The following is an 18,926-nucleotide window of genomic DNA, read 5'->3' as shown; positions in this document are numbered from 1 at the left end:
GTCGTGGTCGGGCATGTCCTGGTCCGGCATGAGCTGGAGCGGCATGTCGTGGTCGGGCATGTCCTGGTCCGGCATGAGCTGGAGCGGCATGTCGTGGTCGGGCATGTCCTGGTCCGGCATGAGCTGGTCCGGCATGAGCTGGTCCGGAGGCGAGTGGGCGTAAGCCCCGACCGGTGGTGGACGGCGCCCCCGCGCCGTCCACCACCACCCCCGAACGACAGGTGCACCACCGCCCGGAGCTCCTCGGCACGTAGCCGTGGGACTCCGGGCGGTGGTGTCTCTGCCGTCTGCCGGAGGCGCCTCACCCGCTGGGGGGAAAGGCGGGCGCCGGCGGTACGTCAAACGTCAAGAACCCCCAGGTGGGTGCCGACATCAACGGCACACACGGATGTGCGGACCACGGCTGGAGAAGGAGGTGCACGGAATGAGCAGCAACGAGCAGACGACGACCCAGGTCGGCGACGCCGCTGAGCGGCCCGTGCCCGCCGTCGACGGACCGGAGCCCGGCAGCGCCCACGGACTGGGCGGCACGCGATGACGGCGATCACGGACGGCCTCGCTCCGGCTGCGCCGCGGCGGTTCCGCCTCGGCCCGGCCCAGCGGATCACGCTGCTCACGGCGACCGTGGCTGCGATCGCGGTGGCCCTGTTCGTCCTCGTCGTCCGTTCGCTGCCCGACGCCCCCACGGCCGTGACCCTGCCGTGGGTGCTCTGGGCGGTGGCGTTCACGCTGAGCGAGGCCCTGGTCGTCCACGTCCAGTGGCAGCGCGAGGCGCACACCTTCTCCATGGGCGACCTCGTCCTGGGCGCCGGCCTGCTCCTCGCGACCCCGCGTGAGCTGGTGATGGCCCAGGTGCTGGGCTTCGGCATCACCCTGGTCGTCCAGCGCCGGCAGCGGGGCATCAAGCTGGCCTTCAACGTGGCCATCTCCGCCCTCGGCGGTTCCCTGGCCACCATCGTCTTCGCCGGGCTCTCGCACTCCGTCGGGATGTGGGACTGGCTGGCGGCGCTGATCGCCGTCCTCGTCATCACCGTGACCGCGGACCTCTGCATCTTCGCCGTCATCAGCCTCTCCGAGGGGCGGGCCCACCTGGCACCGCTCCTGGAGATGCTGGCGCTGTCCCTGCCCTTCACGCTGGGCTCGGCCGCGGTGGGCCTGGTGCTCGCCCGGTCGGCGGTCACCGACCCGGCGGCGCTGGCCCTGCTGGCGCTGCCGACGTTCCTCATCGTCGCGGCCTACCGCGCCTACACCGGTGCCCGCGAGCAGCAGGAGAACCTCCGCCTGCTGCACGAGGTCACCCAGCTGCTGCACAGCGGCGACAGCCAGGAGGCCCTGGGCGACTTCCTCGCGTCGGTCCGCTCGGCGTTCCGTGCCGAGATGGCCGAGCTCGTGCTGCTCGGCCCCGCCGGGCTCGAGGGCGCGACCGTCAGCCGCAGCCGCGAGGGCGACGACGCCGTGGTCATGGCGCCGCTCGACGACCTCGAGGACCACAACCGCCTGCTCCGCCTGGCCTCGGCGTCCGGTGCGCTCACCACGCGCACCGGCAACAGCCGGGGACAGCAGCACCTGGACGGCTATGCCGCCAGCCGCGGGCTGAAGGACGCGATGGCCGCCGCGCTGCGCACCGACGACCGCGTCCACGGCCTGCTGCTCGTGGGTGGCCGGCTCGGCGACGTGACGACGTTCAGCTCGAGCGACCTCGCGCTGCTCGACACCTTCGCGCGCCACGTGGCGACCTCGCTCGAGCGGGGCCGGCTGGAGGAGAACCTCCGCCAGGTCACCGACCTCAAGGAGCAGCTGCGGCACCAGGCGCTGCACGACCCCCTGACGGGGCTGCCCAACCGCACCCTGTTCCTGGACCGCGTGCGGCACGCCGTCGACACGGCCGGGCGCACGCGCATCTGGCCGGCGGTCCTCTACCTGGACCTCGACGGCTTCAAGCCGGTCAACGACACCTTCGGCCACGAGGCCGGCGACATGCTCCTGCGCACAGTCGCCGACCGCCTCCGCGGCTGCCTGCGCCCGGCCGACACCGCGGCCCGCCTCGGCGGTGACGAGTTCGTCGTCCTGCTCAACGGGCCGATCGACCGGCTCGGCGTCGCCCGCGTCGTGGACCGCATCCGCGCCCAGCTGGACGTCCCCGTCCTGCTCGGCGAGGGCGTCGTCACCACCGTCGGCGCCAGCATCGGCGTCGCGCTCGGCGACCAGGACTACCCGGACGCCGACACGCTCGTCCGGCACGCCGACATCGCGATGTACGCGGCCAAGCGCTCGCTGGGCAGCGACTTCCTGGTGTACGAGCCGGGCCTGGGCAACTCCACGACGACCCGCAAGGACTCGGCGTCCGAGCTGGCCGCGGCCATCGCCAACGGCGAGCTCCGCACGGTCTACCAGCCGCTCATCGACATGCGCACCGGCCGGCCCATCGGCGCGGAGGCACTGGTCCGCTGGGAGCACCCGACGGACGGGCTGCGGTCCCCGGACCAGTTCATCACCCTCGCCGAGGAGAGCGGCCTGATCACCCAGATCGGCGAGCTCGTCCTCAACGACGCCTGCCGCCAGGCCGCCCGCTGGGTCGCCGAGTCGCCCGAGCAGGAGGACCTCCTGGTCACCGTGAACCTGTCGGCGCGCCAGGTGGGCGACGAGCAGATCGTCGAGCAGGTCGGCGCGGCCCTCGCCGCGTCCGGCCTCGAGCCGCGGCGCCTGGTCCTGGAGATCACCGAGACCGTGCTGATGCACGACCGCGACGCCGCGGCGGCCACCCTGTGGCTGCTCAAGGGCCTCGGCGTGCGGATCGCGATCGACGACTTCGGCACCGGCTACTCGTCGCTGGCCTATCTGCGCCGGTTCCCGATCGACATGCTCAAGGTCGCCCGTGAGTTCGTCGACGGCCTCGGCCGCGACGCCCACGACGACGTCATCACCCGCGCGATCGTGGAGCTGGCCGGCACCCTCGGACTGCTCACCGTGGCCGAGGGCATCGAGACCACCCAGCAGTCGGAGACCGTCGCCGCCCTCGGGTGCGACATCGCGCAGGGCTACCTGTTCTCGCGGCCGATCGAGGCCGACGCGGTCAGCGCCGTCATGTCGGCGTCGCTGGTCTCGGAGATCATCCTGCCGCGCGAGCAGCTGGCCCTCGGCCGGGGCGACGACGCCGAGCCGGAGATGGCCCCCGCGAACTGAGCTCCGCTCAGCTCGACGGAACCAGCCCGGCCTCCTCGATCAGCCGCGCCTGCTCCCGGCACCACGGCGACCAGGCGTCGCCCTCGGACTCCTGCCGCTCGCGGAACGCCGCCCAGTCGAGGAGCGCCCACTCCCCCACCTCGGTGGGGTCCGGGGCGGGCGACCCGGTGAAGCGGCCCAGGTACACGGGGCAGATCTCGTTCTCCACGACGCCGCGGAACTCCGCTCGGTAGCGGTACCCGGGCAGGGCGGGACGGACGTCGGCGACGCCCAGCCCCAGCTCGAACTCTGCCCGGCGGGCGATCGCGTCGGCGTCGTCCTCACCCGGGCCGGGGTGGCCGCAGACGGTGTTGGTCCACATCCCGGGGAACGTCGCCTTGTCGTCGGCCCGCCGCGTGATGAGCAACCGGCCGGCCTCGTCGAAGAGGTAGGCGGAGAAGGCACGGTGCAGCGGCGTCTCGCCGTGGTGGACCAGCGGCTTGGGCATCTCGCCGATCGCCCGACCCTCGTCGTCCACCAGAACGATCAGCTCCATTCATCCATTGTCGTCCCTCCGGGACGACGACCGCGGCCGTCCCTCGTCGGGGGAGCCTCCGGCCCCCCGCTCGTCGCGACATCCCTTCTCAAGGCAGCATCTGGTGCGTGGACAGCTTTCGGCGGGACGGGTTGACGTTCGACGTGGTGGACGGGGGGCCACAGGACGGCGAGCCGGTCATCCTGCTGCACGGCTTCCCCCAGGACGCGACCGCCTGGAAGCACGTCAGCCCGGCGCTGCACCAGGCCGGGCTGCGCACCCTGGCCCCCGACCAGCGGGGCTACTCCCCCATGGCCCGGCCGCGCGGGCGTCGCCACTACACGCTGCGGGAGACGACGGCCGACGTCATGGCGCTCCTGGACGCCGCCGGCCTGAAGACGGCGCACGTCGTCGGGCACGACTGGGGCGCCAACGTCGCCTGGGCGCTCGGCGCCTGGCACCCCGACCGCGTGCGCACGCTGACCGCCATCTCGGTGCCCCACCCCGCGGCGATGGCCAAGGCGATGGTGATCAGCGACCAGGCGCTGCGGTCGGCGTACGTGGGGCTGTTCCAGCTCCCGCTGCTGCCCGAGCGCCTCCTGCTCTCCGGCGGCGGCAACCCGCTGCGCCGCATGCTGCGGAGCGGTGGGCTGTCGAAGGAGGCAGCCACCCACTACGTCGGGCGGATGCGCGAGCCGGGCGCCCTCTCCGCGGCGCTGGGCTGGTACCGCGCGCTCCCGTGGGGCGGCCGCGACCCTGTCGGCACGGTCCGCGTGCCGACCCTGCACATCTGGAGCACCGGCGACGCCTTCCTCGGCCGGACCTGCACCGAGGCCACGCGGCAGTACGTCGACGCCCCCTACCGGCTCGAGGTGCTGGACGACGTGACGCACTGGGTCCCCGAGCTCGCCCCCGACCGCGTCGCGGAGCTGGTCACCGCCCACGTGCGCACCGCCTGAGTCAGCCGACCGCCGCCTCGTAGTGCGGCAGGAGCGTGGACCAGCCCTGGTGGTTCCGGTCGCGCCAGGCGCCCCCGCGCGTGCCCAGGCGCTCCCAGCCGGAGTGGGTGATCTCGACGCGCGTCCGGCCCTCGCCGACCGGGACGAACGCGATCGAGACGTCGGTGGCGTCGGTGCGGTCGGCCCGCAGGAACCACAGGTAGTCCAGCCGGGACGGCGGATCCCACCGCGTGATCTCACCCCAGACGTGCTCGATGCCGGCGGAGGTCCGCTCGAAGATGCGGCCACCGACCCGTGGCTCGAGGACGACGTCCAGCCCGTCCTCGCCGGTGACCGTGTGGTCGGCCGGCCACCAGGTGCCGATGCCCGAGGTCCAGACGGCGAACGCGTGGTCGGCGGGACAGGCGACGTCCAGCGTGAGGCGCAGCGGCTCGGTCACGGCTCGGTGTTCTCGGCCATCAACCGGAAACGCGCCCCGGCCTCACCCCACACCCGCTCCAGGTAGGCGTGCACCGCGGCGAGCCCCTCGTCGTGCAGCCGGTAGATCCGCCGGGTGCCCTGGGGCTCCTCCACGACGAAGCCGGCCTCCTTGAGCAGGCGCAGGTGGCGGGACACCGCCGGCCGGCTGATCGGCAGTGCCTCGGCGATCTGCTGCACCGAACGGCCGTCGGTCCCGAGGAGGCCGAGGATCGCGCGCCGGTTCGGGTCGCCCAGCGTCTCGAACGGGTCGCGCGCCGGCTCAGGCACCGGACTCGGCACGGGCCTTGAGCCCCGCCGCGAACCGGTCGAAGGACGGCTGCAGATCCGGCATCGACCGCCAGACCAGGCCGAGCAGCGGACCGGTGTACTCCTCGCGCATGTCGAACCGGGTGCCGCTGCCGGTCGGCGTGAGCGTGTACGTGCGCACCCCGCGGAACAGGCCGAGCGGCATGCCGCCGGTGAACTCCAGCCGGCGCGGGGCCTCGAACGTGGTCACCTCGACGGGGAAGGCCCGCCCGGGAGAGGCCTCCGACCGGATGGTGACCTTCTCCCCCGGCTGGATCCGCCCCTCGACACCGGTCACGCCCGAGTCCCACGACGACCAGCCGGCGCCGTCGGTGAGCACGGCCCAGACCGCCTCCGGCGGAGCGGCGATCTGCGCGGACGCCTCGTAGTGCTTCACGGCCCGCCCTTCTCGGTAACTTCGGCGTTACCGTAACCCACAGGTTACCGAGGCGCCAGGGCGCGGCCGCCACCGCTCGTTGCCAGACTTTCGCCATGACCGTTCCTCCGCTTCCCCGGGCCGAACGGCTCGACCGGCTGCCCTTCACCCGTGAGCACGGCCGGCTGGTGGTCGGGTCGGGTCTCGGCTGGGCGCTGGACGCCATGGACGTCGGCCTGATCTCGTTCGTGATGGCCGCGCTGGCCGTGCAGTGGCAGCTGTCGCCGACCGAGCTGTCGTGGATCGGCTCCATCGGGTTCGTCGGGATGGCCCTGGGCGCCACCCTCGGCGGTCTGCTCGCCGACCGCTACGGACGGCGCCAGGTGTTCGCCACCACGCTGCTGATCTTCGGGCTGGCGACGGGTGCCGCCGCCCTGTCGTGGTCGGTCGGCGCCCTGCTCGTCTTCCGCTTCCTCATCGGACTGGGCCTCGGCGCGGAGCTGCCGGTGGCGTCCACCCTGGTCAGCGAGTTCGCCCCGGCGCGGGTGCGCGGTCGCGTGGTCGTGCTGCTCGAGGCCTTCTGGGCGGTGGGCTGGACGCTGTCGGCCCTCATCGGCTACTTCGTCGTCCCCCGCAGCGACGACGGGTGGCGCTGGGCGCTGGCCATCGGCGCGCTTCCCGCGCTGTACGCCGTCGTCGTCCGGCGCGGACTGCCCGAGTCGGTGCGGTACCTCGAGGCCCGTGGCCGCGTGGAGGAGGCCGAGGCGGCCGTCCGGCGGTTCGAACGGGCGGCCGGGGTGGCCGCCGTCGAGTCGCCGCTCCCCCGGCCGGTGCACTCCCCCGGCCCGCGGGCCCTGTGGGCGGTGGGCAGCCGCCTGCGCACGGCGTCTCTGTGGATCGTGTGGTTCAGCGTCAACTTCGCCTACTACGGCGCCTTCATCTGGCTGCCCACGCTGCTCGTCGCCCAGGGCTTCTCGCTCGTCCGGTCCTTCGGCTTCACCCTCGTCATCACGCTGGCGCAGCTCCCGGGTTACGCGGTGGCCGCCTTCCTCATCGAGAAGTGGGGTCGGCGTCCCACGCTGGCGGTCTTCCTGGTCGGTTCCGCGGCCGGGGCCGGCATGTTCGCCCAGGCCGACGGCGAGGCCACGGTGCTGGTCACCGGCATGGTGCTGTCCTTCTTCAACCTCGGCGCCTGGGGCGCGCTGTACGCCGTGACGCCGGAGGTCTACCCGACGGTGCTCCGCGCGACGGGGGCCGGGGCCGCCGCCGGGTTCGGCCGGCTGGCGTCGATCGCCGCCCCGCTGTGCGTGCCACCGCTGCTGGACGCCGGCGGGACCGGCCTGGTCTTCGGCACGTTCGCGGCCTTCTTCCTGCTCGGTGCGCTCGCCACGTGGGGCCTGCCCGAGCGTCGCGGCCGGGCCCTGGACGACGAACCACCCGCGGCGGAAGACCTGGTCAGCGCGGCCGGGCGCGAGCACGATCAGGGCGCATGAACCTCGACCCCGCTGAGACCAACCCGCAGCACTACAAGGTCGTCTTCGAGAACGACCGCGTGCGGGTGCTCGAGTACACCGACAGTCCCGGCGACAGCACCACGGTGCACGAACACCCGGACAGCGTCATGTACACGCTGAGCTCGTTCCGCAGGCGCCTCTTCCACGGGGACGCCCAGCGGGACGTCGAGATCTCCGCAGGGACGACGGCCTGGGTCCCCGCGCAGCAGCACCGCGGCGAGAACACCGGCGACACCCCGACCCACTCGATCTTCGTGGAGCTGAAGGAGCCGGCGCCGGACCAGCCCGACGACGTGTACCTCGGACCCGACTGACCGGCAGGATGACTGCGTGCCCACCGCGGACTCCGACCTCCCCCGCATCGGCGCCCCCGCCACAGGCGCGCTGCGCCTGGCCGGGTACACCCGGCTCGACCAGCTCGCCGGCGTGCCCGAGCGCGAGCTGGGGCAGCTGCACGGCGTGGGCCCCAGGGCCCTGCGGATCCTCCGCGAGGCACTGGCCGAGCGCGGTCTGTCGTTCGGCTGACCGCCTCAGAGGTCGAAGGCGGTCGGGTGGCGCGCCTCGTAGAGACCGAGCCGCCCACCGCCGGGCAGCCGGATGGTCGTGAGCCGCCCCCAGCCCTGGTCGGAGACCGGCCCCTCGAAGACCACGCCGCGTTCGGCCAGCTGGGCCACCGTGCCGTCGACGTCGTCGCAGACCAGGTAGAGCTCGACCGCGCCGGACGTCTCGGCCGGGTGCACCGCCACCTCGCCCGGTGGCAGTTGCAGGATCAGCCAGCCACCCCCGGCGTCGACCTCGCCCAGGCCGAGCAGGCCCCGGAGGAAGGCCCGGTCCGCCTCGGCGTCGCTGCTGTACAGGATCACGTGCGCGCCCCTGATCACCAGCGGAACCTACGCCCGGTTGCGGCCCAAGGACCCGGGTAGCGGCAAGGGATGGCTGAGCTCACCCCCGACCACCTCCGCGGCATGAAAGTCGCCGTCACCGGCGCGAGCGGCAACGTCGGCACCGCCCTGCTGCGGCGGCTGACCGACCCGGCCGGCGGCGTGGCCGAGATCCGCGCGCTCGCCCGCCGCCGCCCGCCCGAGGTGGCGCCCTACACGGGCGTCCGGTGGCACCTCGCCGACCTGGGCGAGCCCGCGAGCGAGGCCGAGATCGCCGAGTTCGTGGGCGGTGCCGACGCCGTCGTCCACCTCGCCTGGGCCCTGCAGCCGGGACGGCGTCCCGACGACCTGCACCGCGTCAACGTCGAGGGCACCCTGCGCGTGGCCCGCGCCGCGGCCGCCGCGGGTGTCCGCCAGTTCGTCCACATGTCCTCGATCGGCGCCTACGCGGCCGGGGCGGTCGGGCAACGGGTCACCGAGGACTGGCCGACCACCGGCATCCCGAGCGCCCAGTACAGCCGCGACAAGTCCGCCGCCGAGCGCGAGGTGCGCACCGTCCTGTCCCGGCACCCGGAGATCACGCTGACCGTCGTCCGGCCGACACTGGTGCTGCAGCCGTCGGCCGGCAGCGAGATCGGCCGCTACTTCCTCGGGCCGGTGCTCTTCGGCGCCGCCCGGCTGCTGCCCGGTGCGGTGGCGCGACTGCTGCCCCTGCCGCTGCCGCGCCTGGCGCTGTCGTTCGTGCACTCCGACGACGTCGCGGACGCGATCGTGCGGATGCTCGACCGCCGCGCGCCCGGTCCGTTCAACCTCGCCGCCGAGCCGCTCCTGGACGCCGACCTGCTGGCGCGCACGCTCGGCACCGTGCGCATCCCGATGCCGGCGCTCGCCGTCCGGACGGCGCTGCAGGCCGCCTTCGCCGCGCACGTCGTGCCGACGGAGCCGGGCTGGGTCGACATCGGCACGCAGGTGCCCGCCCTCGACACGACCCGCGCCCGGAGGCTGCTGGACTGGTCGCCGGCCCACCGCAGCGACGAGGTGCTCCTGCAGTTCGTCGCCGCGCTGGGCCGCGGCGAGGGCGCGCCGGGACCGCTCTTCCACCCGGCGGGCGGACCGACCCTCGACCCCGCCGGCGACCCCGCGAACACCCCCGGACCGCGGGCGAGCTGACCGCTGGTCAGCCGGGCGTGCTGCCCAGCAGCGTCCGGGTCATCGCGTTGCGGGTGTCCAGCAGCTCGTCCAGCGCCGCCGTCAGGTCGGCCGCCGACACCGTGAGCCGGTCGTCCTCGGCGGTGCGGGTGGCCGCCAGCAGGGCCGCGCGGCGCAGCAGCTCTTTGAGGAACGACGCCGTCACGCCCTGGGTCCGGGCGAGGACGTCGTCCAGGCCGGAGGTGTCGACCTCGAGCGGCCCCCGGTAGAGCTCGAAGAGCGCCCGGCGGGCGTCGGCGTCGGGCAGCTCGAGCGCCACGGCCTGGTCCACCCGGCCCGGGCGCTCGGCGAGGGCCGGCTCCAGCAGGTCCGCCCGGTTGGTGGTGAGGACGAAGACGACGTCGGCGTCCTCGGCCAGCCCGTCCATCTCGTTGAGCAGCTGGAACAGGAGCGGGTGCTGGCCGGGGTGCATCCCGCGGTCCTCGGCGATGAGGTCGACGTCCTCGATGACGAGCATCGCCGGCTGCAGGGCCCGGGCCACCGAGCAGGCCTGGCTGATCAGGTGCAGCGCGTTGCCGGTCAGCTGGAGAACGGTCGTGCCCGCCAGCGTGCTGGTGAGGTACCGGACGGTGTGCGTCTTCCCGGTCCCCGGAGGGCCGTAGAGGAGCAGTCCCCGCTTGAGGTGCTGGCCCATGGCGAGCAGCCGCTCCTTGTGACGGGCCACCTCCACGACCTGCCGCTGGATCTCCGCGAGCGTGTCCGGCGCCAGGACCAGCTGGTCGGCCGTCATGACGGGCCGGCGGTGGAACTGCAGCAGCGTCCGGCCGTGCCCGAACACCTCCACCCCGAACGAGAGCACCTGGCCCCGGAAGACGTTGTGGTCCAGCGCCGCCTGCCGGATGTCGGTCGCCGCCCGGGTCGCGGCCGAGGGGTCGGTGCTCATGACCTGCACCGAGACGGAGTCCTGCCCGAACTCGGGCGCGGCACCGCGCAGCAGCACGGCGGTGCGCGTCTCCCCCTCGGTCACCAGGTACACCCCGCACCGGATGCACGCGCGCACGGCGCCGTCCGGGCCGCAGGCGAGGTTGACGCTGGCCGGGTTGCCCGGGCGCAGCCCGTGCATGTCCTCCTGGCGGCCGCCGGCGAGCAGGTCGCCGAGGCCGAACATCACGCCCTGGAAGCTCGCGACGCCGACGAGCTCCGCGCTGCGGACCGGCTCGGCGACCCAGGCGTCGAGCCCGGCCTGCACGTTCACGTGGTCGTACCCCGGCCAGGTCTCCTCGACGACGTCGAGCGCACCGGCACCCGCACCCAGGTGCTCGGCGAGCATCCGCGACAGGCGCGGCCGATCCTCGGCCCGCGCGGCGCCGATCACCGCGCGCAGTCCCCGCCGGGCGAGCCGGCCGACGTCGGCCAGCTCGGGCCGGAGGTCGTCCTCGCGATCGGTCCCGCCGAGGGCCACGGTCGACGGGAGCGGGCCGTAGGGGGACCATCCGAATTGTTCGGTCACGGGATACCTCCGGGATCGCGGGAGGCGGACGGTAGCGGAACTCCGCGGGATCAGCCGCCGGTTTCAGGTGCGGCTGGTCCAGGCCGCGACGTCCCGGCCCGTCGGCGCGAAGACGTCGGCGGCCCGCTCGGGGCGCAGCGCCACGAACAGCCCCTCGGCCTCGGCCAGCGTCGTCCCTGGGTCGTCCTCGGGGGTCAGCCGCGCGCGTGCGGTGGTCCGCCGCCCGTCGACCTCCCCCGTCTCGGCCGCCAGGACGAGTGGGATCCCGAGCTGCACCGGTCGCCGGTAGGTCACCGTCAGCGTCGCGGTCAGGCCGCCGCGGCCCGCCGCGCGGACCGCCCGGGCCAGCACGTGGTCGAGCAGGGTGGCCACCACGCCCCCGTGCACCAGTCCGGGCGGGCCCTCGTGCGGCTTGCCCAGCGTCACGCGGCCGGTGGCGCGGCCGTCGGCGGAGTCGGTGGGCACCAGCGGCGGTGCGATCGGGTTCCCCGGGCCGTAGACGGGGCTGTACCAGCGCTCGCCGGTCTCCGGGTCGTCGACTCCTGCGATGTCGTGCAGTCCGCGCGTCTCCGCCCGCAGGCGGGCGGCGAGCTCGCGGGCGGCCGCCGTGGCGGCACCCAGTTCCTCGAGCGGCACCTCGGTACGTACGGCGGCGTCGACCAGGTCCCGCAGGGCTGCACCCAGCTCGCCGACGGCGTCGCGGCGCACGACCCGCTCGTCCGGACTCACCGGCCCTCCTGCAGGGACCCGCCCCGAGCGTGCGAGGGGTGGGGGGCAGGAGGGTCCGTTCTCATGCCGGCCTCGCGCAGCAGCGCGCCGCCGACGATGACCCGCTGCACCTCGCTGGTCCCCTCGTAGAGGCGGAACAGCCGCGCGTCGCGGTAGAAGCGCTCGACGGGCGTCGTCCTCAGGTAGCCCATGCCGCCGTGGATCTGCACCGCCTTGTCGACCGCCCGGCCGACCATCTCGGTGCAGAACAGCTTCGCCGACGACGGGCCGACGGAGGTGTCCTCGCCGCTGTCGTACCGGGCGGCGACCTCACGCACCATGCTGCGCCCGGCGAGGAGCTCGGCGTGCATGTCGGCGAGCATCCCCTGCACGAGCTGGAACCGGCCGATCGGTGCACCACCCTGCTTCGCGGTCGCCGCGTACGCCACCGACTCGTCGAGCACCCGCTGGGCCATGCCGACGCACAGCGCGGCGATGTGCAGCCGGCCGCGGGAGAGCACCGTCAGGGCCTTCGAGTACCCGCGCCCCTCCTCGCCGATCAGCCCCGAGGGACCGACGCGGACGTCGTCGAAGAACACCTCGGCCGTCCAGGCGCCGGACTGCCCCATCTTCTTGTCCTTCGGACCGACGGAGACGCCCGGCGTCGCGGTCTCGACCACGAAGCTGGAGATCCCGCGTCCGCCGCGCTCGGCCGGGTCGGTGCGGGCGAAGACGACGAACAGGTCGGCCAGCGGCGCGTTGGTGATGTAGCGCTTGCTGCCGTTGACGACCCATCCGTCGCCGTCCCGTCGGGCACTGGTCCGCAGGCCCGCGGGGTCGGAGCCGGCCTCCGCCTCGGTCAGCGCGAAGGAGGCGATGAGGTCGCCGGCGGCCAGCCGCGGCAGGTAGGCCTTCTTCTGCTCGTCGGTGCCGAACTTGGCGATGACCTGACCGGCGATGCCGTTGTTGGTGCCGAACAGCGACCGGAAGGCCGGGGTGGTGTAGCCGAACTCGAAGGCGAGTCGGACGTCCTCGCTCATGGTCACGCCGAGCCCGCCGTACTCCTCGGGCAGCGCGTACCCGAACAGCCCCATGTCGGCGACCTGCGCCCTGAGGTCGTCGGGGATGCGGTCCTCGTCCTCGATCTGCTCCTCGCGGGGCACGACGGACTCCCGCACGAGCTGGCGCACGGCGCCCCTGACCTGACGGAAGTCCTCAGCGTCCACGCGGCCATGGTGACGGCTGACGGGAGGTGCCGGGGCAGCGGGGTCTACCTGCGGATTTGGAAACTCCACGCATGCAATTGGTCGCTCTGCGTTGTGGAGTAGGCGGGCGACGACCTAGGGTCATCAGCGACTGTCGAGCCACGGGCAGTCAGCTGTCGCCGAGTCGCCGGAGGCCCCGTGCCCCAGCTCACCGCCGCCCTCGTCCCCGCTCCGGACCGGGTCGTCGTCCGCCTGACCGGCGACGCCGACCTCTCCACCGCTCCCGTCGTGACCGACGCGCTGGCGCGCGCCGCGGCGCTCCGTACCCGCCAGGTCGTGGTCGATCTGGCCGGCGCGCGGTTCTGGGACTCGTCGGGACTGAGCGCGCTCGCCGAGTTCACGAGCGAGCTGGCGGCCGGCGGGCGCGCGTGCCGGATCGTGGGCGCGCTGCCCGGAACCCGCCGGCTGATCGGGATGGCGAATCTGGCCGGCGCCCTGCTGCTCGACGGCCCGCTGACCGACCGTCCGCGGCCGGCGCCCCTGCCGTCGGAGGGGCGACGGACGAGGTCCGTCGCCCGCCGCCCGGTGAGCGGGCACGCCGTGCCCGCGCCGAGTGCCTACTCGCTCGTGGCCGGAGCCCCGAGGGCCTGACTCAGGCCAGCGAGTCCAGCCGGGTCATGTCCTCGTCGGAGAGCTCGAGACCGGCCGCGCCGAGGTTCTCGGTGAGGTGCTCGACCGACTTCGTACCGGGGATCGGCAGGACGACGGGCGACTTCTGCAGCAGCCAGGCCAGGGCGACCTGGGACGGTGTGGCGCCGAGCTCGCGGGCGATGTCGGCGACGGGGCTGTCCGGTGCGGCCAGGTCGCCGGTCGCGATCGGGAACCACGGGATGAACGCGATGCCGTGCGCGGTGGCGTGGTCCAGGACGTCCTGTGACTGCCGGTTGGTGAGGTTGTAGAGGTTCTGCACGCTGACGATGTCCACGATCTGGCGTGCGGCCTCGAGCTCGTCGACCGAGACCTCGGACAGCCCGATGTGGCGGATCTTGCCCTGCTCCTGCAGCTCCTTGAACGCGCCGAGCTGGTCGGCCAGCGGCACGGCGGGGTCGATGCGGTGCAGCTGCATCAGGTCGATGCGCTCGACCCCCAGGTGGCGCAGCGAGAGCTCCACCTGCTGCGTCAGGTAGGCCGGGTGACCCAGCGCCGTCCAGACGCCCGGCCCCTGCCGGGTGAAGCCGGCCTTGGTGCCGATGACCAGGTCCTCGCCGTAGGGGTGGAGGGCCTCGGCGATGATCTGCTCGCTCACGAAGGGCCCGTAGGAGTCCGCGGTGTCGAGGAAGTCGACGCCCTGCTCGACCGCTGCGCGGACGACGCGGACGGCGGCGGCGCGGTCGGCCGGCTCTCCCCAGACGCCGGGTCCCGGCAGCTGCATGGCGCCGTAGCCGAGGCGGTGGACGGGCAGGTCGCCGCCGAGGGCGAAGGTGTCGCTCAGTTGCGCAGTGGTCATGCCATGGGCCAGCACACGATCCCGCGCGCCTGTTCCCGCCAGCGTGTTCGATGTCCGGATGGGCGAGGTCGTCGGTGGGCGGGTCGGGGAGATCATCGTGCTGCGGCACGGGCAGACCGAGTGGAGCCGCAGCGGCCAGCACACCAGCGTGACCGACCTGCCGCTCCTGCCCGAAGGCGAGGAGCAGGCCAGGGACCTGCAGAAGTCGCTGGCCGACCGCCGGTTCGTGGAGGTGTGGGTGAGCCCTCGGCAGCGCGCCCGCCGGACGGCCGACCTTGCCGGGCTCGTTCCGACCCGGGTCGAGGAGGACCTCGTCGAGGTCGACTACGGCGGCTACGAGGGCCGGACGACGACGGAGATCCGGGCCGAGCTGGGGCACCCCTGGACGCTGTGGACCGACGGGACGATCCCGGGCGCCACACCCGGCGAGACCCTGGCCGCCGTGGCCGTCCGCGTGGACCGGGTGCTCGCCCAGGTCACGGAGCGGCTCCCCGACGGCGACGTGGCGCTCGTGGCCCACGGGCACGTGCTCCGCGTGCTGACCGCCCGCTGGCTCGGCCTGCCGCCGGAGAACGGCGCACTGTTCGCCCTACCCGCCGGGAGCTACGGCATCCTCGGGCACGACCGCGAGCGCCAGGTGCTCACCGGGTGGGGGAAGCGCTGACCGGCCGGCGCTCCACCGGCTGCCACCGGCCCTCGGGCTCCTCCACCGGCGGCTCCGGCCGGACCGGCCGGCCGAAGAGCCAGCCCTGGCCCATGTCCGCGCCCAGCGCGGTGACCTCCTCGGCGAGCCGCTCGGTCTCGATCCCCTCGGCCACGACGACGGCCCCGAGCTGGTGGGCGAGGTCGGTGACCGCCTTGAGGACGGTGCGCGCCCCGTCGTCCGGCAGTTCCTGCACGAGCCCCTTGTCCAGCTTGACCACCTCCGGCCGGACGGCGGCCAGCAGCGACAGGCTGGACCAGCCGGCGCCGACGTCGTCCAGGGCGACCCGCCAGCCCAGCGAGCGGTAGTGGTCGAGGATCGAGACCAGGTGGCCGCGGTCGGCGATCGCGTGCGACTCGACGACCTCGAACACCAGCTGCGACGGTTCGATGCCGGTCTCGTGGACGACGCGTTCGGTGCTGGCCAGGCAGACCTGCGGCCGGAGGATCGACGTCGGGTTGACGTTCACGAACAGGTCGTCGTCCCCGAGCCAGGGCACTGCGCCGGCGATCGCGGACTCGCGGCCGATGCGGTCCAGGCGGTGCAGCCAGCCCGCCTGCTCGGCGACGAAGAAGAGGTCGCCGCCGCCCACCTCGCGCCCGTCGACCACGCCGCGCAGCAGCGCCTCGTGTGCCACCACCGAGCGGTCGGCCAGAGACACGATCGGCTGGTAGGCCGACCAGAACTCCGCCTCGGCGAGCACGCCGACCTCGACGGTCACCCCGCGTCGCGCCAGCTCGACGGCCAGGGTGGGCGCGGTGAGCAGCCGGGCGGTCATGGCCGCCCCCTCACCCGGGGGGTCGGTGACGACCCGCACGGCCTCGGTCTCGGCCTGCGTGAGCTCACGGGCGAGCCGCTGGAACAGCCGCTCCAGTCCGCGACCGCCGCGGTCGTCGAGGATGTCGAGCAGGTTCGGCGAGGAGTAGACGGTCAGCCCGAGCGCCTTGGCCAGCCGGGAGACGGTCGGCAGCACGTGCCCGATCGACGTCGCGAGCAGGGCACGGTCGGCGCGGCCGGGCACCTCCCAGTTCTGGCGGCAGCCACAGACCCCGCCGCAGATGGTTCCCACGTCCGGAGGATGACTGACCGGCCGCCGCGGAGCGGACAGGCGCGCGGCGGGTCGTCGGCCCGTCCGGGTGACGCCACGGGTAACTGACAGCCGAAGTTCTGGAACGTTCGTATCTTTAGTGTCTAAGGTCTGCCACATGGCCGTTCTCGCCGCGACCGAAGTCGCCCGCCCCAGCCGAGGTGGTCGCCCCCGCGACCCGAGCCGGGACGGGGTGATCCGCGCCGCGATCCTGCGGCTCCTGGCCGACGTCGGCTACGGCGCTCTTACCATGGACGCGGTCGCGTCGGAGGCCGGCGTCGGCAAGGCGACGATCTACCGGCGGTGGCGCACCAAGCAGGACCTCGTGGTCGACACGATCTCGGACCTGAACCGGGCGGACGCAGCGACGCCGGACACCGGCTCGGTCGAGGGCGACCTGCGCGAGATGATGCACCAGATGGTCGGGCTCATCACCGGCCCGACCGGTGCAGCCACGCTGTCCCTGCTGTCGACGATCCCCCACCAGCCCGCCCTCGCCGATGCCTTCCGCAACGGCCCGCTGGCCGTCTGGCGGGAGGCATACGCCGAGATCTGGGCGCGGGCCGAGCAGCGCGGCGAGGTGCAGCCCGGGCTGACCGGCTCCGTCGTCGCCGAGACGACGAGTGCGCTGATGGTCCAGCGCTGGCTGCTCACGGGCGAAGCAGTGGACGACGCGTACGCCGACGAGGTCCTCGAGACCGTCGTCATGCCGCTGGTCCGCACCCACACGGGCTGACCTGCCGTCCCGAGCGCCCTCTCCCGTCCGCGGGAGGGGGCGTTCGGCCGTCACCAGCCGAGCGTGCCGGGCTCGCCCTTGAAGGGCCCGACCACCTCGTCGGTGATCCAGCCGCCGTAGAAGCCCCCGGCCTGCGGGCGCACGACCTCGCCGTCGACGAGGGCGCGGTCGACCCGGCCGGGATAGAAGGCCACGGCGCCGCGCAGGTGCTCGAAGCCGGGCGTCGGGTCCTCGTAGGACCAGCCGACCCGGGGCACCCGCCGGCCGTCGACGACGGCGTCCCAGTAGGTCGCCGGACCCTTCCACTCGCACCACGAGCTTCCGGTCCCGCGCTCGAGCACGCCCGGGGCGACGTCCTCACGGGGGACGTAGTAGACCGGCGGGTGGCTGGTCTCGCAGACGCGGACCGCCCTCGTGCTGTCGGCCACGACCCGGCCGCCCAGCTCGACCACGACCCGGCGCCCGGTCACCTCGGCGCTCGGTGGTCGCGGGTAGTCCCAGACGGACTCCTGCCCGGGTCCGACGGGGTCGGGGCGGGGGCGGCTCACAGTCGGGCGGTCAATCGTTGCGGTGCCGGATCCTCTGGACGACGACGAACGTGATGAACAGACCGGCCGCACCGATCGTCGCCTTGCCGGCCGGCGTCTGCAGGAAGCGCTGCGCGGCTTCGACGCCCTTGGCCTTCCAACGCTTGGGGCTGGTCCGGAACGTGATCTCGTCCAGCGTCGCGGCGAGCGACTCGCGGGCGGCGTCGATCTCCAGCTGGATCTGTCGTGGGTCGCGAGGCACGGGCGACAGCCTGCCAGACGATGCGCGGACCGGCGTGTCCACGGCTCCGACGGCACCCGGGCGGGCTACTCCTACACTCCTGGTCCACGCGGGAGTGGTGTAACGGCAGCCACGCCAGACTTAGGATCTGGTGCCTTCGGGCGTGCGGGTTCGACTCCCGCCTCCCGCACAACGGTCTGACCTGCTGGTTCTCTCGTAGGAGTGGAGCCGCAGCGGCGTAATCAAGATCATGTGGGCGCATTGTGGGCGCATCGGGTCTTCCGGTGGTCGCATAGTGGGCGCGGTCAGCCTTCGTCGTCCGAGGGCCGCAGGCGCATCCACTCGTCCCACTCCGCATAGCCGGGGTCACCCGATCGCAGGACGTCGACACCGTCTCCGACGAGGCCGCCCGGTCCTTCGGCACGCCGGGGCACCCGGATAGAGCCGTCCGGCAGCCGCTCGGGCGGCGTCACCCGTCCAGCCCCGCCGGGTCGGTGACCGGACTCATCCGGTCAGGGTCATAGCGTCCGAAGACGCCCTCGGTCCACGGCAGCGCAGACACGTGCCCGGTCGCCTTCTACACGATGATCGTCGGGGCGTCGAACTCCACGAAGTCCGCGTCCCCGTCGATCAGGTGCTCCCGCGCGCCGACGATGACCCGAAACACCTCGGCGTCCTCGTAGCCCCGGGCGAGGACGTGGAACGTGCCGAGCTGCGCCGGCCACTCCGCTGCCAGCTCGGCCGCCACGAACGCCCGCGCCTGGTGGAAGGTGACCATCGGCTCAGGCGGTCGCGCGAGGACGGACCAGCGCAGCGGCGGCAGCGGTCGCCGCCCGGCCTACCCCGGGCAGCAGGTGGGAGTACACATCCGCCGTGATCGCAACCGACGAGTGACCGAGCACCTTGCTCACCACGGCGACGTCGACCCCGGCGGCCAGCATGAGGCTCGCCGCGCCGTGCCGGAGGTCGTGCAGGCGGACCGGGCGCAGCCCGGCCTCCCGCCCGAGGCGGAGGAACAGGTGGGTCACCGTGGAGGGCAGCAGCTCGGTCCCGTCCTCGCGGGTGAAGACGCGGAGGCCGGCACCGGCGAGGCCCAGCTCGTCCCGCTCGATGCCCTGCCGGAGTTGGTGGACCGTCAGGGCCTCGACCACGCGCGGGTCGATCTCGATGCGGCGCTCCCCGCCTCGGGTCTTCGGCTTCCCCGGCACGATCTTGCCGTTCACCTCGACTTAGGTGTACTGGTCGGACACGTTGGTGCAGGGCCTCTGGTCGAGGCAGAGCTTGATGTGAGGAGGGACCTCCGGGTTCGGTTTGGGAGCCGCCAAGCACCCAGCCAGACCCCAGGAGGTCCCTCGTGGTTC

23 protein-coding genes and 1 tRNA gene are annotated in these 18,926 nt (G+C 73.5%); 10 read left to right on the top strand and 14 right to left on the bottom strand.

Features of this window, described 5'->3' with window-relative positions; all coding sequences use genetic code 11:
* Nucleotides 1-534: 534 nt before the first annotated feature.
* A complete protein-coding gene (locus E4P40_RS19195; protein WP_135160103.1) occupies nt 535-3,183 on the top strand; it encodes an EAL domain-containing protein in 2,649 nt (882 codons plus the stop codon).
* A 7-nt stretch (nt 3,184-3,190) separates the two neighbouring features.
* Here the strand turns inward: E4P40_RS19195 and idi are convergent, their stop codons facing one another.
* Nucleotides 3,191-3,718 (bottom strand): isopentenyl-diphosphate Delta-isomerase, encoded by a 528-nt coding sequence (gene idi, locus E4P40_RS19190; RefSeq protein ID WP_135160102.1) that lies wholly within the window; start codon nt 3,716-3,718, stop codon nt 3,191-3,193.
* 107 nt (nt 3,719-3,825) lie between these two features.
* Between idi and E4P40_RS19185 the strand changes: the two genes are divergently transcribed.
* Nucleotides 3,826-4,656, top strand: a complete 831-nt coding sequence (locus E4P40_RS19185) for an alpha/beta fold hydrolase (protein WP_135160101.1) — start codon at nt 3,826-3,828, stop codon at nt 4,654-4,656.
* A 1-nt stretch (nt 4,657) separates the two neighbouring features.
* Here the strand turns inward: E4P40_RS19185 and E4P40_RS19180 are convergent, their stop codons facing one another.
* From E4P40_RS19180 to E4P40_RS19170, 3 genes are read right to left on the bottom strand one after another with little or no spacing between them, the layout of a single operon-like run.
* Nucleotides 4,658-5,095, bottom strand: coding sequence for an SRPBCC domain-containing protein (locus E4P40_RS19180; RefSeq protein WP_135160100.1), 438 nt, complete (start codon nt 5,093-5,095; stop codon nt 4,658-4,660).
* On the bottom strand, nt 5,092-5,403 hold the full coding sequence (locus tag E4P40_RS19175) for a metalloregulator ArsR/SmtB family transcription factor (RefSeq protein WP_135160099.1): 312 nt from the start codon (nt 5,401-5,403) through the stop codon (nt 5,092-5,094). The genes E4P40_RS19180 and E4P40_RS19175 overlap by 4 nt, the downstream gene beginning before the upstream one ends.
* Nucleotides 5,396-5,818, bottom strand: coding sequence for an SRPBCC domain-containing protein (locus tag E4P40_RS19170; RefSeq protein ID WP_135160098.1), 423 nt, complete (start codon nt 5,816-5,818; stop codon nt 5,396-5,398). Before E4P40_RS19170 ends, E4P40_RS19175 begins: the two co-directional genes overlap by 8 nt.
* 95 nt (nt 5,819-5,913) lie before the next feature.
* On the opposite strand from E4P40_RS19170, the gene E4P40_RS19165 reads away from it, so the two are divergent.
* Genes E4P40_RS19165 through E4P40_RS19155 form a run of 3 tightly spaced genes read left to right on the top strand, consistent with a single transcriptional unit; the run spans nt 5,914 to nt 7,836 of the window.
* Entirely contained in the window at nt 5,914-7,290 is a 1,377-nt protein-coding gene (locus E4P40_RS19165; protein ID WP_135160097.1) for an MFS transporter, read from the top strand.
* Nucleotides 7,287-7,625 (top strand): cytoplasmic protein, encoded by a 339-nt coding sequence (locus E4P40_RS19160; RefSeq protein ID WP_135160096.1) that lies wholly within the window; start codon nt 7,287-7,289, stop codon nt 7,623-7,625. Before E4P40_RS19165 ends, E4P40_RS19160 begins: the two co-directional genes overlap by 4 nt.
* Before the next feature lie 16 nt (nt 7,626-7,641).
* Entirely contained in the window at nt 7,642-7,836 is a 195-nt protein-coding gene (locus E4P40_RS19155) for a DNA-binding protein (RefSeq protein WP_135160095.1), read from the top strand.
* Nucleotides 7,837-7,841: 5 nt separating this feature from the next.
* On the opposite strand, the gene E4P40_RS19150 is transcribed toward E4P40_RS19155, so the two are convergent.
* Nucleotides 7,842-8,192 carry a VOC family protein gene (locus E4P40_RS19150; protein WP_135160094.1) on the bottom strand — a complete coding sequence of 117 codons (351 nt, stop codon included), beginning with the start codon at nt 8,190-8,192 and terminating at the stop codon, nt 7,842-7,844.
* A 51-nt stretch (nt 8,193-8,243) separates the two neighbouring features.
* Between E4P40_RS19150 and E4P40_RS19145 the strand changes: the two genes are divergently transcribed.
* Complete coding sequence (locus E4P40_RS19145; RefSeq protein WP_135160093.1) at nt 8,244-9,362, top strand: NAD-dependent epimerase/dehydratase family protein; 1,119 nt, start codon at nt 8,244-8,246, stop codon at nt 9,360-9,362.
* 7 nt (nt 9,363-9,369) lie between these two features.
* On the opposite strand, the gene E4P40_RS19140 is transcribed toward E4P40_RS19145, so the two are convergent.
* From E4P40_RS19140 to E4P40_RS19130, 3 genes are all read right to left on the bottom strand, one after another.
* Nucleotides 9,370-10,851, bottom strand: a complete 1,482-nt coding sequence (locus tag E4P40_RS19140) for an ATP-binding protein (protein ID WP_135160092.1) — start codon at nt 10,849-10,851, stop codon at nt 9,370-9,372.
* A 63-nt stretch (nt 10,852-10,914) separates the two neighbouring features.
* On the bottom strand, nt 10,915-11,580 hold the full coding sequence (locus E4P40_RS19135) for a PaaI family thioesterase (RefSeq protein WP_135160091.1): 666 nt from the start codon (nt 11,578-11,580) through the stop codon (nt 10,915-10,917).
* Complete coding sequence (locus E4P40_RS19130; protein WP_135160090.1) at nt 11,577-12,785, bottom strand: acyl-CoA dehydrogenase family protein; 1,209 nt, start codon at nt 12,783-12,785, stop codon at nt 11,577-11,579. The genes E4P40_RS19135 and E4P40_RS19130 overlap by 4 nt, the downstream gene beginning before the upstream one ends.
* A gap of 177 nt (nt 12,786-12,962) precedes the next feature.
* Between E4P40_RS19130 and E4P40_RS19125 the strand changes: the two genes are divergently transcribed.
* Nucleotides 12,963-13,415 carry an STAS domain-containing protein gene (locus E4P40_RS19125; RefSeq protein WP_135160089.1) on the top strand — a complete coding sequence of 151 codons (453 nt, stop codon included), beginning with the start codon at nt 12,963-12,965 and terminating at the stop codon, nt 13,413-13,415.
* Between the two features lies 1 nt (nt 13,416).
* Here E4P40_RS19125 and E4P40_RS19120 read toward each other — a convergent pair whose 3' ends face one another.
* Nucleotides 13,417-14,271 carry an aldo/keto reductase gene (locus E4P40_RS19120; RefSeq protein WP_135160088.1) on the bottom strand — a complete coding sequence of 285 codons (855 nt, stop codon included), beginning with the start codon at nt 14,269-14,271 and terminating at the stop codon, nt 13,417-13,419.
* 58 nt (nt 14,272-14,329) lie between these two features.
* Here E4P40_RS19120 and E4P40_RS19115 point away from each other — a divergent pair, with 58 nt between their 5' ends.
* A complete protein-coding gene (locus tag E4P40_RS19115) occupies nt 14,330-14,935 on the top strand; it encodes a histidine phosphatase family protein (protein WP_135160087.1) in 606 nt (201 codons plus the stop codon).
* On the opposite strand, the gene E4P40_RS19110 is transcribed toward E4P40_RS19115, so the two are convergent.
* On the bottom strand, nt 14,913-16,043 hold the full coding sequence (locus E4P40_RS19110; protein WP_135160086.1) for an EAL domain-containing protein: 1,131 nt from the start codon (nt 16,041-16,043) through the stop codon (nt 14,913-14,915). The two genes, E4P40_RS19115 and E4P40_RS19110, sit on opposite strands and share 23 nt — an antisense overlap.
* Nucleotides 16,044-16,179: 136 nt before the next feature.
* On the opposite strand from E4P40_RS19110, the gene E4P40_RS19105 reads away from it, so the two are divergent.
* Complete coding sequence (locus tag E4P40_RS19105; RefSeq protein ID WP_135160085.1) at nt 16,180-16,797, top strand: TetR/AcrR family transcriptional regulator; 618 nt, start codon at nt 16,180-16,182, stop codon at nt 16,795-16,797.
* Nucleotides 16,798-16,847: 50 nt separating this feature from the next.
* On the opposite strand, the gene E4P40_RS19100 is transcribed toward E4P40_RS19105, so the two are convergent.
* Nucleotides 16,848-17,345: a DUF427 domain-containing protein gene (locus E4P40_RS19100; RefSeq protein ID WP_135160084.1), complete on the bottom strand. Its 498-nt coding sequence runs from the start codon at nt 17,343-17,345 to the stop codon at nt 16,848-16,850.
* Nucleotides 17,346-17,355: 10 nt separating this feature from the next.
* The gene (locus tag E4P40_RS19095) at nt 17,356-17,628 is read right to left on the bottom strand and encodes a DUF3618 domain-containing protein (protein WP_245160439.1); all 273 of its coding nucleotides are present in this window, start codon (nt 17,626-17,628) and stop codon (nt 17,356-17,358) included.
* Nucleotides 17,629-17,674: 46 nt separating this feature from the next.
* On the opposite strand from E4P40_RS19095, the gene E4P40_RS19090 reads away from it, so the two are divergent.
* Nucleotides 17,675-17,755: transfer RNA gene (locus tag E4P40_RS19090), tRNA-Leu, on the top strand.
* Between the two features lie 387 nt (nt 17,756-18,142).
* Here the strand turns inward: E4P40_RS19090 and E4P40_RS19085 are convergent.
* Nucleotides 18,143-18,343 carry a hypothetical protein gene (locus tag E4P40_RS19085; protein ID WP_135160083.1) on the bottom strand — a complete coding sequence of 67 codons (201 nt, stop codon included), beginning with the start codon at nt 18,341-18,343 and terminating at the stop codon, nt 18,143-18,145.
* Nucleotides 18,344-18,347: 4 nt separating this feature from the next.
* A complete protein-coding gene (locus E4P40_RS19080; protein ID WP_135160082.1) occupies nt 18,348-18,788 on the bottom strand; it encodes a site-specific integrase in 441 nt (146 codons plus the stop codon).
* Nucleotides 18,789-18,926: the final 138 nt, after the last annotated feature.

The organism is Blastococcus sp. CT_GayMR20 (assembly GCF_004570345.1).
Note: the sequence above shows the minus strand (reverse complement) of the source record. Positions and strands in the feature narration are given on the sequence as shown.